Annotated in this window: 13 protein-coding genes; 5 read left to right on the top strand and 8 right to left on the bottom strand. The window is 52.9% G+C overall.

What is annotated here, in order from left to right:
- Positions 1 to 322: 322 nt before the first annotated feature.
- Both QEH53_RS08075 and QEH53_RS08070 read right to left on the bottom strand, forming a co-directional pair.
- A complete protein-coding gene (locus QEH53_RS08075) occupies positions 323 to 1057 on the bottom strand; it encodes a pseudouridine synthase (RefSeq protein ID WP_309022658.1) in 735 nt (244 codons plus the stop codon).
- 15 nt (positions 1058 to 1072) lie between these two features.
- Entirely contained in the window at positions 1073 to 2659 is a 1587-nt protein-coding gene (locus tag QEH53_RS08070) for an FAD-dependent oxidoreductase (RefSeq protein ID WP_309022657.1), read from the bottom strand.
- A gap of 163 nt (positions 2660 to 2822) precedes the next feature.
- Between QEH53_RS08070 and QEH53_RS08065 the strand changes: the two genes are divergently transcribed.
- Positions 2823 to 3365, top strand: a complete 543-nt coding sequence (locus QEH53_RS08065) for an RNA polymerase sigma factor (protein ID WP_309022656.1) — start codon at positions 2823 to 2825, stop codon at positions 3363 to 3365.
- Positions 3358 to 4137, top strand: coding sequence for a hypothetical protein (locus tag QEH53_RS08060; protein ID WP_309022655.1), 780 nt, complete (start codon positions 3358 to 3360; stop codon positions 4135 to 4137). Before QEH53_RS08065 ends, QEH53_RS08060 begins: the two co-directional genes overlap by 8 nt.
- Before the next feature lie 24 nt (positions 4138 to 4161).
- On the opposite strand, the gene QEH53_RS08055 is transcribed toward QEH53_RS08060, so the two are convergent.
- Positions 4162 to 5052, bottom strand: coding sequence for a 5'-3' exonuclease H3TH domain-containing protein (locus tag QEH53_RS08055; protein WP_309022654.1), 891 nt, complete (start codon positions 5050 to 5052; stop codon positions 4162 to 4164).
- Between the two features lie 166 nt (positions 5053 to 5218).
- Here QEH53_RS08055 and QEH53_RS08050 point away from each other — a divergent pair, with 166 nt between their 5' ends.
- A complete protein-coding gene (locus QEH53_RS08050) occupies positions 5219 to 6697 on the top strand; it encodes a hypothetical protein (RefSeq protein ID WP_309022653.1) in 1479 nt (492 codons plus the stop codon).
- A 117-nt stretch (positions 6698 to 6814) separates the two neighbouring features.
- Here the strand turns inward: QEH53_RS08050 and QEH53_RS08045 are convergent, their stop codons facing one another.
- From QEH53_RS08045 to QEH53_RS08025, 5 genes are all read right to left on the bottom strand, one after another.
- Complete coding sequence (locus QEH53_RS08045) at positions 6815 to 9376, bottom strand: hypothetical protein (RefSeq protein WP_309022652.1); 2562 nt, start codon at positions 9374 to 9376, stop codon at positions 6815 to 6817.
- Positions 9377 to 9428: 52 nt separating this feature from the next.
- On the bottom strand, positions 9429 to 10364 hold the full coding sequence (locus QEH53_RS08040) for a hypothetical protein (RefSeq protein WP_309022651.1): 936 nt from the start codon (positions 10362 to 10364) through the stop codon (positions 9429 to 9431).
- Positions 10357 to 11310, bottom strand: coding sequence for a hypothetical protein (locus QEH53_RS08035; protein WP_345785711.1), 954 nt, complete (start codon positions 11308 to 11310; stop codon positions 10357 to 10359). Before QEH53_RS08035 ends, QEH53_RS08040 begins: the two co-directional genes overlap by 8 nt.
- A 45-nt stretch (positions 11311 to 11355) precedes the next feature.
- On the bottom strand, positions 11356 to 13032 hold the full coding sequence (pilM, locus tag QEH53_RS08030; protein WP_309022649.1) for a pilus assembly protein PilM: 1677 nt from the start codon (positions 13030 to 13032) through the stop codon (positions 11356 to 11358).
- 130 nt (positions 13033 to 13162) lie between these two features.
- Entirely contained in the window at positions 13163 to 13747 is a 585-nt protein-coding gene (locus tag QEH53_RS08025; protein WP_309022648.1) for a hypothetical protein, read from the bottom strand.
- 124 nt (positions 13748 to 13871) lie between these two features.
- On the opposite strand from QEH53_RS08025, the gene QEH53_RS08020 reads away from it, so the two are divergent.
- Entirely contained in the window at positions 13872 to 14396 is a 525-nt protein-coding gene (locus tag QEH53_RS08020) for an NUDIX hydrolase (protein ID WP_309022647.1), read from the top strand.
- A gap of 130 nt (positions 14397 to 14526) precedes the next feature.
- On the top strand, positions 14527 to 15636 hold the full coding sequence (gene pdhA / locus QEH53_RS08015) for a pyruvate dehydrogenase (acetyl-transferring) E1 component subunit alpha (protein ID WP_309022646.1): 1110 nt from the start codon (positions 14527 to 14529) through the stop codon (positions 15634 to 15636).
- The last annotated feature ends 10 nt before the right edge of the window (positions 15637 to 15646 follow it).

The raw sequence follows: 15646 nt of genomic DNA, 5'->3' as shown, positions 1-15646 counted from the left end.
CCAACACGTGTGTGCTTTAAGGGGTAAAAAAAGGCCCGAAGCTGGGCGTGGGGTATAGGCGAGGTAGGATGAAATTTGTGCTAAATCGATAAACCTGTGTCAAACAGTTTTTTTGGTGCCAAATCAACCCAGCATTTTCCTCCTAACACGTGCGTGTTTGTTTAATTTCTAAACAAACTAATTTCTAAATATGGCCCTAACCAACCACCAGATGGTCCATTTCGTTCGAGATTCTGACGATAAGCCAGCAAATCGAAGGTGCTGAGACGCACTTTCACTAGCACGTGTTGTTTGAAGGATGAAGCCCTTGGAAGGGAGCACACTAAAAGGGCGCTTTCGAGGAAGCTTTAAACCGTACAAAACGTTCTCCGAGACGATACTCGAGTTCCGTTCCCACGCAATGGAGGCACAGCCTTTTCAGCCCCTTTTTCGTGACCAGCTTGTTTTTCTGAAAGTCGCCATAAGTGCGATCTCCCACAATAGGAATATGCCGTTTCGAGGTTTGGATACGCAGCTGATGGGTACGACCCGTAACGGGCATCAACGTCAACCGACACATAGGAGGCATCCCCGGAACAGGCTCAACCTTGACCAGCTTCGTTTCCGCGCTCAAGCCACCTCCCGTGGACGCGCGCAAACCGCCTTGGGCTTTCTTTACAGAAATTCGATCCTTCCACAAAGGAGGACCGCTGCGTGGCGAGCCGAACACCAGCGCTTGGTAGGTCTTCTTAACCTTTTTAGACTCGAAGGCTTTTAACACCGCGGTCGCGGTCGTCTCCGCAAGCGAGAGCAGCACGATGCCCGAAGTCGCGGAGTCGAGGCGATTCAGCAAGAAGAGTTCGGTGCGCACTTCCCTTTCTGTATCCAAAATTTGGTAGGCCTGCCGCTTTTCGTCATAAACAGCATTCACAAGAGCCTTCGCCTGGTCCGCTTTCTTATTCGGATGCGAAAGTACTCCCGAAGCCTTTTCGACTGCCAACAAACCGTTTGCGTCACAAGAAAGCAGCGTCACTCCCCTCGCCCACGGCAGCCGTTTTGCAATCGTCGCAAAGTCCATCAAGCCTATCCCTAACTACCGAGAAACCGAGCAAGCCGCCTCTGCACATTTCACTCCATCGAGAGCCGCGGACACGATTCCACCCGCGAAACCTGCGCCTTCCCCGCAAGGATAAAGTCCCGGCACCTCTGGATGCTGCAAGCTTTCATCATCTCGCGGGATACGTACTGGCGAGCTTGTTCTCGTTTCGAACCCGATCAAGCAAGACTCCTCTGTAAGGTATCCTTTCATTGAGGCTCCGAATTGCTCGAGCCCCTCTTTCATACGCCATGCGATGAAACCCGGCATTAGTTCCTGCAGGGGGCAACTTGTTAGCCCCGGAAAGTAGCTCGACTTCGGCAAGCTGGAGGAAATCTTCCCTTTTAAAAAGTCGGTCACTCTCTGCGCTGGAGCCTTCTGCGCACCACCTCCCGACCTCGATGCCAAAATTTCCAATTCCTTTTGGAATGCCAGTCCGGCTAAAATTCCATGCTCCGCCTCGAATTGCTGCGTATCCTCGGGCTCCACGGTGACCACCAAGCCTGAGTTCGCAAAAGGAGAATCGCGGCGAGCCAAGGACATGCCATTGACCACCACTTCATCGTTCTCCGTGGCCGCAGGCACGATGAATCCACCCGGACACATGCAAAACGAATGCACGCCACGCTCTTTGATTTTAGTGGCGAGACGATACTTGGCCGCCGGCAATATCCTCGGACGCTCCGTTCCACGATCGTAGTGGTATTGGATACTGTCTATTAGAGATTGGGGGTGCTCGATACGCACACCCACAGCAAACGGCTTCTGCTCAAGGCGAATATTCTCGCTGTGTAAAAGCCGATAAATATCTCGGGCGCTGTGACCTGTCGCGAGGACCACGCCTTCTCCTTGAAATTCGCGCCCATCTCGCGAGCCCACTCCAACTAGCTTTCCATCCGCTGAACGCAGAAATCGCGTGACCCGCGTGTCGAAATAAACCTCGCCACCCGCAGCTAAAATCGACTCTCGCATCGCCCGCACGACGTTCGGCAATAGGTTCGACCCGATGTGAGGATGGGCATCTGTCAAAATGCGATGCGGAGCCCCGTGGGCCACCAGAGTTTCGTATACGAAACGAACTGGTCCTCGCTTGGTCGCTCGCGTGTAAAGCTTGCCGTCTGAGAACGTTCCCGCCCCGCCTTCGCCGAAGCAGTAGTTGGAGTCCTCTACAACGCGGCCTTCACGCATGATTGGAGCCAGGTCAAAGCGACGTTTGATCGCATCCTTCCCTCGCTCCAGCAGGACAGGCCTCCAGCCGAGCTCGATTGCGCGCAGGGCAGCAAACATACCCGCGGGTCCACTTCCGACAATCACTAACCTGCGAACGTTTTCGCCCAGCTTCGCGTAGCTAGGTTCCAGAACAGGATCTTCCGGGAGAGGACCCGAAACTGAGATTTCGAGCCGCAACTGGATCTTCACGGGAGCCTTGCGGGCGTCGATTGAGTGCTTTCGAAGACGAATGTCCTCGATTGACTTTGGATGAATCTTGAGCTTCCGAGCAGCCTTCTTCTTCCAGATCTCGACGTCCTCCGACTGTTCCAGCGGGAGCACAATGTCTACGGTTTGAATCTGCGGCTTACTCATCTGCAAAAGCCTGATAGCAACAGCCTTCCCCTGTTCAATCGAATAAAAAGCAGGATTGGACAAAGAACTTTGGGCGCTCGCCTTTTTTCGGGAATAAAACAACCTCTGAAAAGCTCACTAGTCGGCAAAGGAACAACTCTCCCGTCTTCAAAGCACTTACACGATGCCGCCTGAACTCCAAACGGTCGTCGACGACCACTATCAAAATCTTTACCGCTTCGCCATGAGCCTAACTCGCTCGAGCGACGATGCCTGGGACCTTACGCAAGAAGCATTCCTTCGCCTCGCAAAAAAGCGCTCTTCGATCCGGTCCACCGCAGCGATCAAGTCGTGGCTATACACCACTCTTTATCGCGAGTTTCTAAGAGTGGCAAAACGCGGCTCTCGATTCGATTCTTGGGAAGAAGCCGCACCCGTCGAGAAAGTTGATAACGGGCCTGCCGACCAAGTTAAAGCGACCGAGGCCCGCGACGTCATGGAGAGCCTGTTGGAATTGAAAGACGGCTACCGCCAAGTCGTATCCCTCTACTATCTAGAATCCTACTCCTACAAAGAAATCGCCAGCATTCTCGAAATCCCAATCGGCACGGTGATGTCCCGGCTAGCGCGAGGGAAGGAAATGCTTCGCGCCCAGCTCACCAAGCCCAAAACAACAGAAACAATCGTCTCCTTCTCAGACGAAAAGAGAAAGACTTTTAATGGATAAGCAGGAAGCAAAACTAATTCTCAGCAGCTATACCCTCGGAGGCGAACCCGCAAACGACGAGCGATTTGACGCAGCAAAAAGTCTTGCCGAGTCGGATAAGGAACTTGCAGCGTGGTGGGAATCCGAAAAGAAAACGGACCGTATCCACAGCCGTTCAATGCGAAGCTTCGAAGTCCCGCCTGACCTCCACTCAGCCTTGAAAATGACCTTGGCTGAGAGAGAACGGAAGCGCATCCGCTTCGCCGTGGCGCGCAAATGGTTCTCTATAGCGGCCGCTTTTGTCCTCTGCTCGTACGTTTTTTTCGAATACGGAATAGACCGAAGCGACGACTACACCGGGCCACTTGCCGAACGCGCTTACAACTACTCGGTTGACGGGCCACGCCTCTCTTACTTCGACCGCGATACCAGCAAGCTTCAGACATGGCTAGTCGACAACGGCTTCGAGCTCCCGTCACAGCTTCCACCTAAGCTTCTGGCCCTGGAAGGCATTGGCTGTCGTCCCCTAGACTGGTCTCAAGAAAAGGTGGCGTTGATGTGCTTCGACGCCGACACCGTCTACCATCTTTTCATCGGCATGAAAGACGATTTCCCAGAGTTCGAAGCGTCCGAGAATATTGGATACGCGCAAAAAGGAAACGGCTGGACAGTAAGCAAATGGAAAGACCAAGACTATCTCTTCGTCCTCACCGCCAAGGCCACAGTCGATGAAATGTCCCAATTCCTCGCGAGCTACGCGCCTGGCACTGGCCCGGCAGCAGCTTTCCAATAACGGACATCAAGCTTCCAAACGTCCTTAAAAGAGCTCACCCTGAGAGTAGCGCTTCAAAGCTTCCGCGTGATGGCTTTTCATTTCCATCTCTTCGAGGATCCTGCAAAGAGCGTCCACATCAAGAGTGCCCGTATCCAGTTCCTCTCCATCATGGTGAGTTAGGTTGAAGCCGATAATCTTACGGTTCAGGTCCATCCGATCCTTCAAAGTTGGCAAAAGCTCACGGAAACGAGGGGGCTTGATTTCTGACACATTCGCGATGACACCATCGATATCACCGTATTCGATTAACCACTTCACCGCCGTTTTGGGGCCACAGCCTGGCACGCCTGGGATATTATCCGAGGTGTCTCCAATCAAAGACAGGTAGTCCACCATCTTGGATGGTGGCAGCCCCCATTTTTCCTCGACCCCCGCTGGGTCAAGCTCGCGCCAGCCAAGTCGAGGATTGGCCGTAGGAGGGGGTAGCAGGAGGTGAATACTCTCCGTTACGGTTTGAGCGAAGTCCTTGTCGGCGCTTACGATTTGCACCTGCGAGTGAGGTTCCTTCGTCACGAGTCGCGTCGCGTAAGCAGCTAACAAATCGTCGGACTCCACTCCATTTAGTTCGACCAGCCCGAAACCCATCGCACGCGTGAGTTGTTTGATGATAGGGATTTGTTTCTCGAACTCCTCCGGCGCCTCACCCCGATTCGCTTTGTAATCCGGCAGAAGGTCCAGTTTCTCCTGGGCTCCGCCGAGATCGAAAAATACCGTTACGTAGTCAGCTTTCTGATCGTCCATGAGTTTCCACATCGAACGTACCCAACCATACAGAGCATTGGTCGGGAAACCGTCAGACCGACGCAATTCCTTCACCGCGTAAAAAGCGCGGAACGCCATGTTGAAGCCATCAATCAAGAGGTATTTCGCCATGTCGCAGCGAATGCCAGTCCCCCCTCCAAATCAAACCCAAAGAGCCTCTTCTCTAAGAGAGGATGAAGGATATTACCCACGCCTAATTTTGTCTCAAAAATCCAGTTAGGTTATCGGGGGACGATGAACAAACGGGGGGAACAGGCCCTCATAACAAGAACCGCCTATGAGAGACTTAAAATCTACCCTTTCCTTCCATTCCGCCATTGCAACGACGGCAACCGCTTCCGGGCTTCTCTTCATGGCCCTACCAGCTTTAGCAACCACTCGCGATAGCTTGAGCTCCAGCCTGGGACTGTCCGGACAGCTGAGCTTGTGGGTTCTCGTTGGCGTTTTGATCGCTGGCATCCACGGCCTCGTTTACTCAATGTCGGTCAAGAGAATCGCCCGTCCGTTCCAGAAGCTGGCTACTAACGCCACTCTCTGCGAGCAAGGCTTTGCCTTCAAGACTCGCAGTAGTTCCAAGGAAGAGGACACTATAAAACACGCCATCGAAACAAATAACCTAAAAGCCCGCGAGGCCGAGCGGCAAGCTGGAGATCTCGAAGGTGAAGTACGTGAACTAAAATCCCAATTGGAGTCCGCCCAATTTAAAATCCAGACAATCAGCACCGAGAACAAGGAAGCCGTGAAAGCGGCGTCGGAACTTCGTTTGGAATGCGAGACGCTCAAAGCGTCGAAAACGGCCCTGGAATTAACCCTCGAGAGCGAGCGCAAGAGTAAGATCGGAGCCGAGGTCGAAAAACGCACCGAAGAAATCTACAGCCAGATGGAGCGCGCCGTGGAAGCTTCATCGCTAAAATCACTTTGGCTTCCCTCGTTCGTGCAGGAGCTCAAAGAACCCGCATCTCTCATTAACGAGATTTCCAGCGGACTGCGCGACAACTGCAACAACACCCCGATCTCCACTATCGCCATTCAGATCGAACAAATCCAACGCCAAGCCGAGAAGCAGCTCTCGACGCTGCAAGCTATTCTAGATCGCCAACCAGCTGACATGAAATTCGACTCACCTGCTCCATTAAAAGCTGAGTCTCCGTCGGAAATGAAGGATGCAAAAACCGAGGTGGAAGCCGAAATCGAAACAATCGATTTGGACGAGGAAATAGAAGAGACCTTCGAGAGCCAACATCGCGAAATCGGCCTCGCCGTCCAAAAAGAAGCGGAAGCAAACACCGTTAAGAAAACCAAAGAGAACCCATTCGCCGTCGAAGCCGTTCTCCAGCGGATCATCGGAGAATTTTCCCCGATCGCCCCAGATGCACACATTTGCTACACGGTCGACGCCGACCTCGGAATCGAAATCGAAGATGAAACTCTGATTTCTCTCATGCGCGATCTCACAAAAGCTGCGGTCAACTCGGTGGAGGAAGGAGAAATTACGCTTGGAATAGAACTTACTACCGAGCACTTGATTTTCGACGTAGCGTGCGAAGGTGACCTCGTTTTTAGCGACCCGGCGTGCGTTGACAATGCAAACCGCCTCGCTGACCAACTCGGTGGCCAAATCGAAATCGACCGTCCTGGCGAGCAAGAGCTTCACTTCAGCTTCGCCTACCCGATTGGCGGCGAAGACTTCGAAGCAGAGGAAATCGACCGTATCGAAGCCAAATCAAACTTGATTGGAAACGAGCCTCTGAACTGAAAAGCTGGAGGGAGCATTCTCGTCAAGCGGCCCCTCCATCCCACCCAATTTTGGAAAACAAAAAAGGCACATCCGAAAATCGGATGTGCCTTTTACTTTCAAAGAATAAGCTTCGGCTTACTGGCTGCGAGACTCGCTCCCTCCAGGTGTCACGATCGTCGGATTCTGGAATAGCGAACCTGGCTGTACCCCGCGAAGCGTCTGACGCTTGGGCGAACCGCCTGGGCTCACCATATTAGCGGTCACGAAGATGAGCAAATTGCGTTTGGCCGAGCTCTCACCTTCCGAGCGGAAGAGACGACCCACGAAGGGGATGTCACCAAGGAACGGGATTTTGTCGCTTACAGTCACGACATCCTCACGGGTCATACCTCCCATAACAACTGTCGCGCCATCCCAGATCGTCACTTTGGTCTCAACCTCGCGAACAGCAAATATCGGCTGATAGAAACCCGAGGGAGTCTTGACCGTGGTGCCACCAGATATCGCTATGCTCGGGCCACCATACTCCACAAAACCTTCGAATTCAGTCACGCGCGGATTGAGGTCGAGAGTGATGCTATAGTCGTCCTCTTCAACAATAGGAGTTACGAAAAGTTCGACGCCCACGTTGCGTGTTTCGAAGTCTTCCGGCGTACCTGGTGTGATTGTAACGCCCGCACTTCCAGAATCACCTCGTGTGCTACCGACATCGCTCTCCGTATCCGAGTACCGTGTCGGATAACGAAACTCTTGGCTCACGTTGATCTTTGCCTGGTTTCCGGAAAGCACAGTCACCTTTGGAGCACTCAGCAAATCGGAACCCGACTTCTGCGAAAGTGCACGGATAGCAACATTCAGATTCACTCCATCGATACTGCCGATCACATTGGTAAATGGGACCGAGCCCGCTCCGAGCAATTTCGTACCCGGCAAACTAGGAGGAGATATGTCATCAACTATCCCTTCGACCTGTCCAGTTTGTGGATTGACCGATGTAATCGTTATTTGATTCGAGTTAGTACCAGGAGCAGCCGCCGAGGCTAGCGTGCGCAACGAAGATCGGTAGACTTCTCCAGTTTCAAAGGCCGGATCCGTCTGTGCTCCACGTTCATCCACCACCCAGTCGAAACCGAGTTCTTCCAAGGCTCCTTCTTGGATCTCCAGGAACTTAGCTTCTATCTCGACCTGTTTCACGTCCGTGTAACGGTTTAACAGATTGCGAATCCGCTCGAGGTTACGTCGCGTCTGGGTAACGATCATGGCCGAGCCATCGTACGCGAGCGTACTGCCCTCCACTCCGACGAAGTCGACACCTGCCTGCTGAAGGAATCCGCGAATGGTTTGAGCGTCGTTAGCTACTCCTTGCTCTCGTACGCGATCCCCCGAGTCCGTGAAAAACGGATCGTTGAAAACACCGCCGCTACCGGCACCGGAACTGCCTCCAGTCATGCGGATGACCGTGGAACGGGAAATGGGAAAGAACTCTGTATCCAGATTCGTACGCTCACCACCCGGGCGAACGACTACAGCGTCGGCCTCGACTTCGTATTGGAAACCCACCGAGTCGACAATAAAATCTAGAATACGCTTCAGAGAAAGATTCCTCAGTGTAATGTTGACCGTAGGGTTAGCTCGCTCTGGATCGATCAAGACAAGATTCACACCTTTGATGCCAAGTCCCGTGCTATCGAATTGCTCAGAAATGGCACTCAATGTGTTAACCACTTTACCGAGCTCTACTTCAGTGAAATTTACGCTGGGGATAATGATGCGATTCAGTTTCTCAGTAAGAGGAAGAGTCACGGTATCCACCACTTCGATACCTGGACGCTCCTCGTAGATGCTGGGACGTTGCCAAGCGTTCGACACCTCCTGCAGCAGCTGTTCGCGAGTCTTAAGCTTGTTGAGGTAACCCATTTCCTGACGTTCGCGTGCGATGCGTATCAGGAAATTCTTTGCCGCGTCATTATTCGGATCCAAGGCTTCGATCTGCTTGAAAGTCGCTTCCGCTCCTTCGATATCGCCAGCAAAGAACTGGCTGCGACCACGCAGGTTCAGGACCTCGATCTGCTGCTGGAGCTTTACGAAGTCCGGGCTCGCCTCGTGAACAGAGATGGAACTGGGAGATCCGTTCGAAGTGGTCGCCGAATATTGGGACTTTTGGCGAAGAAACTCTCTTTCGTCCCGCTTCAACTCTTCAATCAAAACTTGAGTCATCGGATTCGGTTCGATCCCCGAAATGGCTCGCGAAATGGTCCTCAAAGCTGAGTCGTATTCGCCGCGATTAGCCTGCCGGCGTGCCACCTCGCGCATTTCTCGAGAGCTTTGCATCGATTTTTCGATACGTTCGGTCTCGAGACTGGCCAAGTACTCTGCTTCGCGCTGCAAGGCTGCATTTCGATCTTCAGGCGAGGAGGAGTTCGCGGTAGAGCTGGAACCTTGGTTTTCAATCAATCGCTCGACACTGCCAAGGATTCGCTTTACCGAAGCGTCGTTGGGAGCGATCTCGACGAGCTCTTCTAACTTAGCCTTCGCAAGGCTTAGGTTACCTGAATCGCGAGCCTGTAGAGCCTCCGTCATGAGTCGAATTTTCGTCTCCGTGTCGTCTTGCCCGTAAGCGCCTGCGGCAAGCGCCAAAGCAATACCGAGACTGCACAAGCGAACGATGGATCTGAGTGTTGGCGTCTTCTTAGTCATGTGGTTGGTGGATTTGAGTTAGCCTACTTGGCAATCGTCACCCTTCGGTTAATTAGCCTTGGGATCGGGGCCTGATTGCAAAGGGGCTTTGAGGAGAAGTCTCTTGGATACTACCGCGAGGCTGGGTTTTGGAAACTGGAGCTGGGGTCAGGATACGGGATATACGGCGATCACCGTCTTTTGAAATTTTTGTAATCATTGCCTCTTGTGGCTGCGCAGACAAGTCTTCGATGAGATAATCTCCTGACTGGAGTTCAAGGCGGCTTCCCTCTTCGACGTAGCGAACGATGCCCACCGGCAAGAGCCTAACTTTCGCCTCCAGTTCGGAGAACATCTTCGTCTCCATATTGGTGAGACTCATTTGCTGGCCAGTCGCATAATCCGCTATCCGCGCCACACCTACACTCTGCACGATCGGTGTATCCGTTTCGCTGGGAATTTCGATTTGCTGCTCCTGGAAAGAATTCAATCGCACGCCTAGCTCCGCGTCTTCCTGACCTTCCTGCAACAACAAGATGGCTCCTGTAGCACTGTTTTCGAAGTAAGCGACATAGCTCCCCTCTTCCCCGGCATAGCCGACAAGCTGTAACTTGTACGGTCGCAGCCGGACTTCCAAGAGCTCCAAATCGAACACCGTCCAAGAACTGTCTACCGTATCTACAGGTCGCACACTCGGCGGAGTCACAGCAAACTCCCGATAATTCGGATCATAATAGATGACTGGAGGAGTGAAAACGTCGAACACCCAATCTTCCCCGCGGCTCTGACTTTCCGCCGGTATCCAAGCAATGTTTCCGACTGACGGAGCTTTCGCATCGTAAATGGTCGCATTCACTTTGAGCTCTGAGATTAAGGGACGGCTTTGCCCTGCGATGCTGTCGAGCTTGCGCACTTCGAAGATTGCTGTGACGCCAACCCACGTGAAGAACAGCATAGCGATCAGCAGCAGGATCTTGTCCAAGAGCTCAGAGAATTTGAACCTATGCATCGTTGTCCTCCTTCACCGTACTCGCTATGCGTGGTTCCTCGATTTCGACAGCCAGCTGCAAGAATTCGATCGTCACCGCGAAAAGGGATGTGTTGTCAGAAATAATGGGTACAGCTGAGGCGCCAGGTCTAGCAGTCGCACCGCGCTCAGAGAAGGGATTGTCAGCTATCGATTCCAAGCCCTGTTTCTCTCCGCCTTCGCTGGATAGGTCCGCTTCGACGCCGCGCACTACGAACGGCAATGGGGAATTGGTAATCCTGTTGAGGAAACTACGCAATGCGATCGACTGGCCACGAAATGCGATCCTAAAAACGTAACTGTCCAGCGTACCGGGAACCGCGATGCTTTGACCTGGCTCAACCGCGAAAAAATCTCCATCCCCATACAATCGGTTCGATGGGATACGCGAGCCGGTAACCTGTTTTCCCACCTGTGCCTTCAATCCCCTTTGGATCGTTTCGAAAGACTTGATGCCGGAATCGAAGAGCGTCTCCAAAAGCGAAGACATTATAACTATTTGCTGGTGCACGCTTTCCATTTCCTCTGAAGCTGGAGCTCCGTTGGCAAAATCCCTGATGCCAAACGAAGTCTGCGCCGGTAAGGCTATCGCGTTACTCAATGCCACGTAGCGAGCGTTTTCCTTGTATCGGTGCAATTCGAAAGACCAATCCGCTCGAGAAACCGGAGTTTTCCCGAAGAATGTCTCCTCGTCGAACGTATTGAGTTTCAGGGTACGCAAAGCATTCTCATATACTTCGTAGAGCTCATCGTAGTTAGCCTCGATCGCTTCAAGGTTCGAGCGAGTAGGCGACGGTCTCGCCGAAACGTAGCGATCATACTGCGTCGCTTTAGTCTGATAGGAGGCCTTGAGGCCGGATAACTCCGAACTCAGTTGAGCCAGAAACCAAAGACCCGCAAAGCATCCCACTAGCAAAAGCAGAAGCATCGAATAGAAAACGGGGTTTTTCCGATAGAAAGCCATCACAGAAACCTAAAGCGGCACCCCTTCCTTTACGACGAGCGTGAACTTGAACCCCAGAAAGCCCGGTACGGAGTAATCGAAACGCTCGTCCTCCAAATTAGCCACGAAAGAGGCGTCCCCAAAGCTTTCGAGCAAGCTCTTCACTCGCTCGTAGGAGGCGGGGCTGACACTGGATACGGGATTGTAGACATCAATCAAACGACCGCTCAAGTGAACCCGTGTCTTTCCGTCGCTCTTCTGGACCCTAGCGATACCCCTACCGCTATTCGTTCTCGCAGCAGGGCGCTCCAACCTCAACTCGTCCAACCAAACGTCCTCCACGTCTACAAGGCGTTGCTGCAAATCATTCAACACCTCTAGCCAAGCAGAGCGCGCTGAAGTGACGTTCGCCGTTTTCTCAATGACACCTCGGATTCGCTTGATTTGCTCAGTACGGCTGTAGATTTCCTTGTTGATCTGACTCAACGGACGTACTTGGACCTCCAAGTTTTGGATCTCCTGCTCGTAGGCGCGAATTTCCAAGGAAGTATTCAAGATCGGCAAAGCAACCGCTCCACAGGCCACCAATCCGGCAAGTAAATAAAACGGTTGCTGGCGTCGAAACTTGCGATGCCAAACGAGGCTCCTAGGGGTCAGGTCCAGAGATGCTCCATCGGGCATAAACCTGCCGACACCGATTCCGATAGCGTCTGAGAGAAACGGCGCCGCAGCTGCCACCTCCTCACGTAACGAATCATTGGATACAGTAAGATTTCGCAGAGGATCGAGCTGCTGTACGGGACAATTTAGCTTGCTCGACAATACGTCATGAAGTTGCGGCAGGAGGGAGCCTCCGCCCGCTAAGTAGATAGACTTAACATCGAAATTGAACCCTTGGCGTTTCAACACCGCAGACGTCCGTTGCACCTCGGTACCCAATCGAGCTTCAAAGCTCCTCTTCGCGTTCTGGTATGCTGTGTATTCTTCGCTCGCAAGGGTATCTCCTTTCGTAGCGGAGATCTTGATACGCTCTGCTTCGCTTACTGCGACCCCAAGCGATTCCGCTATCTCGGAACTGATTGACTGACCTCCGAATGGAATGTTGCGCGAATGGTATCGGGTGCGGTCCACAAAAACGAGATCCGTGGACTTAGCGCCAATGGATACAATCAGAGCTCCATTCTTCTCTTCTGCGTAATTGTAGCGGTAGGCATTGACCAAGGAGGTCGTGGAAGGTTCGATACCACGCAGATCAATCTCCGAGTCCTTGCTGTAGCGAGCGATCGTCTCCACTATCTCGGTACGGGATGCTCCGATCACGGCATCGAAATCCAAACTGTCCTCTTCTATTACCGCAAATTCCCAAGTCACCTCCTCGATCGGATACGGGATATTTTGCTTTGCCTCGAATGCCACGATCTTGGGACGCTTACCTCGCGAAACCTGAGGTATCTTAAGATACTTGCAAAGAGCGACATGGCCGGGAATCGAAAAGCCAGCCGGCATTTGACTCCGGAAGCGAAGTGCTACTGCATCGAGATGGGACGATGTCGCCTTCAGCCAAAGCAGAGGATCGTTCGAAGAAAAATCGACCGTGTCGATCTGGTAGTCCAACAGCTCACAGCGACCGCTAGGATTCATCTTCAAATGAACCGAGCAGAGATAATTAGCTCCAAGGCTGATCGCTAAAAAGTTTGGACTAGACATAGGAAACCTTCGGAGGGCGAAGATTGTTCATTCTTTTTTAACAAGTAGTCATTACAAGCTAAAACCTTTAGGAGCTAGGCACTTACGTTGGATAAGACAGGTTGGCAGCGGATGCTGGCAGGGTCTTCACCTAGCGACTAGGCTGACGAGCAGTGGGCGTATCCCTCGGGTACGCCCACGCAAATGGCGTCTGGTATTGCGGAAGCAAGACGCTCGAGTCTGATTTGCTAGCTGCTAGCTGCGAATGAAAGCTCTGCAACGCGGCAGGATTATCAAGGTTGTTCGATACCAAGGAGAACTCCAAGCCTTCCGCCGAGAAGACTTCGATCTCGTAGGCAAACGGCTCGCCCCGCACCCGATCTCGCTTAACGATTTCCGGTGGCAAAAAGAAGCGAACTGCGTGTTGACCCACTTCCAAGGCCGGGTACTCCATCCGGTTCGCGTAAAATTCGTAACCCCGACCTCTCCCACGATTAACCTCGGCGGCTAGGGCGACCGATACTGTAACATCGTCCGCAAACCTCGGGTTAGCGTCGGGATCCGATTCGCCCTCTTCCACCGAAACGACGACAGCGATCTCGTACCATGGCTCGCGACCGCCCTCTTGGTTCACAAGTTCAAAATCGACTCGAACCACCCCTATTTCGGAGGCGAATCCGGGAGAGCCCAGGGCCAGGACGAGAGCAACAAGCAAAGAGCGAGGGATTCCAAACATAAGAAAACCTATCGCCCCACTTCACGTGTGGAGCAAGCGAATCTCCTACTCCGCCCCGATTCACTGGCAATTCCGCTTGCCCCTAGGCCTTCACTTGAGCCTACTCCAGCCGTCTAGACCGACCATGCAGTACAAGATCAGCGCTCTAATATTCCTAAAAGACAAAGACGGTCGCTTTCTCATGCTTAACCGAGCGAAGGCCCCCAACCAAGGACTATGGAGCCCTATCGGCGGTAAACTTGAAATGCCACTCGGCGAGTCGCCATTCGAATGCGCCATACGTGAAGCCAAAGAGGAAACAGGAATCGACCTGGAAAACCAGGACCTGCACCTATTTTGCATGGCAGCTGAAAAAGCCTACGAAGGCAATGGCCACTGGCTTATGTTTCTATTCGAATGCAGCAAACCGCTCGAAGCCCTTCCTCCTGCCATCGACGAGGGTGAATTCGCGTTCCACAGCCGAGAGGAAATCAATTCGCTCCCCGTACCGGAAACGGACCGCCAAGGGCTATGGGACATTTACGATAACTACCATGACCGCTTCGTGGCTCTTAAGGTCGACTGCCAGCCAGGGAAGCCACTAAAATTTGAAATCGAGGGACTTGTCCCAGGCCAAAATTCGGCTCATGCAAACCTGCAAAACGATTAATCGAACTGTTGTCACATAAATTAACCAGTACCAATCCACCGCTTTGTTGTTGTCTCAAAGCGGCCAACACCTTGAATCCCGAGTTTCCAAAGAATTTCCTTCTCAAAACCCGAGAACACGAGACAGAAAAGTGAGCGCAAAAACCACGCCAAAGAAACGCGTTAAACCAGAGACTTCAAATCTGGCGAAAGAAGCGAAACTACCTATAAACAAAAGCCTCTCAAAAGAAGAGATGGTAGGATTTTACCGCGAGATGGTACGCATCCGCCGCTTCGAGGAGCGCTCCCTAAGAGTCTACCAGCAAGGCAAGATCGGCGGCTTCCTTCACCTCTACATCGGCCAAGAGTCAATCGCAGTCGCCTGCGCTTCCCTGATGGGAGACCACGACCACATGATCACCGCGTACCGCAACCACGGTCACGCCCTCGCGGTCGGCATGAGCATGAACGAGTGCATGGCCGAACTCCTCGGCAAAGCAACCGGTTGCTCCAAGGGCAAGGGTGGCTCGATGCACTTCTTCGCGCCGGACAAGAATTACTGGGGCGGCCACGGTATCGTGGGTGGCCAAATCCCACTCGGGGTTGGCCTCGCCTATGGCGTAAAGTATAAGGACCAAAAAGGTTCCGCCATGGCCTTCATGGGCGACGGAGCCATTAACCAAGGTGCCGTGCACGAAGCCTACAACCTCGCAGCCCTTTGGGACCTGCCAGCCATTTTCATCATCGAGAATAACGGTTACTCCATGGGCACCTCTCAAGAGCGCTCCTCCTCCCATCCGAAGGAGGGTCTCGCCGCTCGGGCGGAAGGCTACGGGATGGCTTGGGAGATCATCAACGGTGAGTCCCTCTTCGCCATTCGTGACGGTGTAGGACGTGCCATAAAGCGGGCCCACGAAGAATCGAAGCCAACAATCCTCGAGATACACACCTACCGTTATCAAGGCCACTCAGTGGCTGACGCAAATGCCAAGAAATACCGCACCAAGGAGGAGATCGACGACTACCGAAAGAACCATGATCCGCTCAACGTCTACCGTCTCTTTCTCCTAGACCAGAAGATCATGAGCGAGGACGAGATGAAGGAAATCGACGGCGAGGCAAAACAGGAAGCAGAAGTAGCCGCCCAATTCGCCGACGAGAGCGAATTCCCCACCGTCGAATCCATCACCGAGGACGTCTACTGGGAAGCGGACAATCCTGACAAGCGCACCTCCGAAGGCCGCCTCTTCTTCAACGACTAATTTTCAAAAC

This window comes from Pelagicoccus sp. SDUM812002 (assembly GCF_031127835.1).
Lineage (GTDB): Bacteria > Verrucomicrobiota > Verrucomicrobiia > Opitutales > Opitutaceae > Pelagicoccus.
Note: the sequence above shows the minus strand (reverse complement) of the source record. Positions and strands in the feature narration are given on the sequence as shown.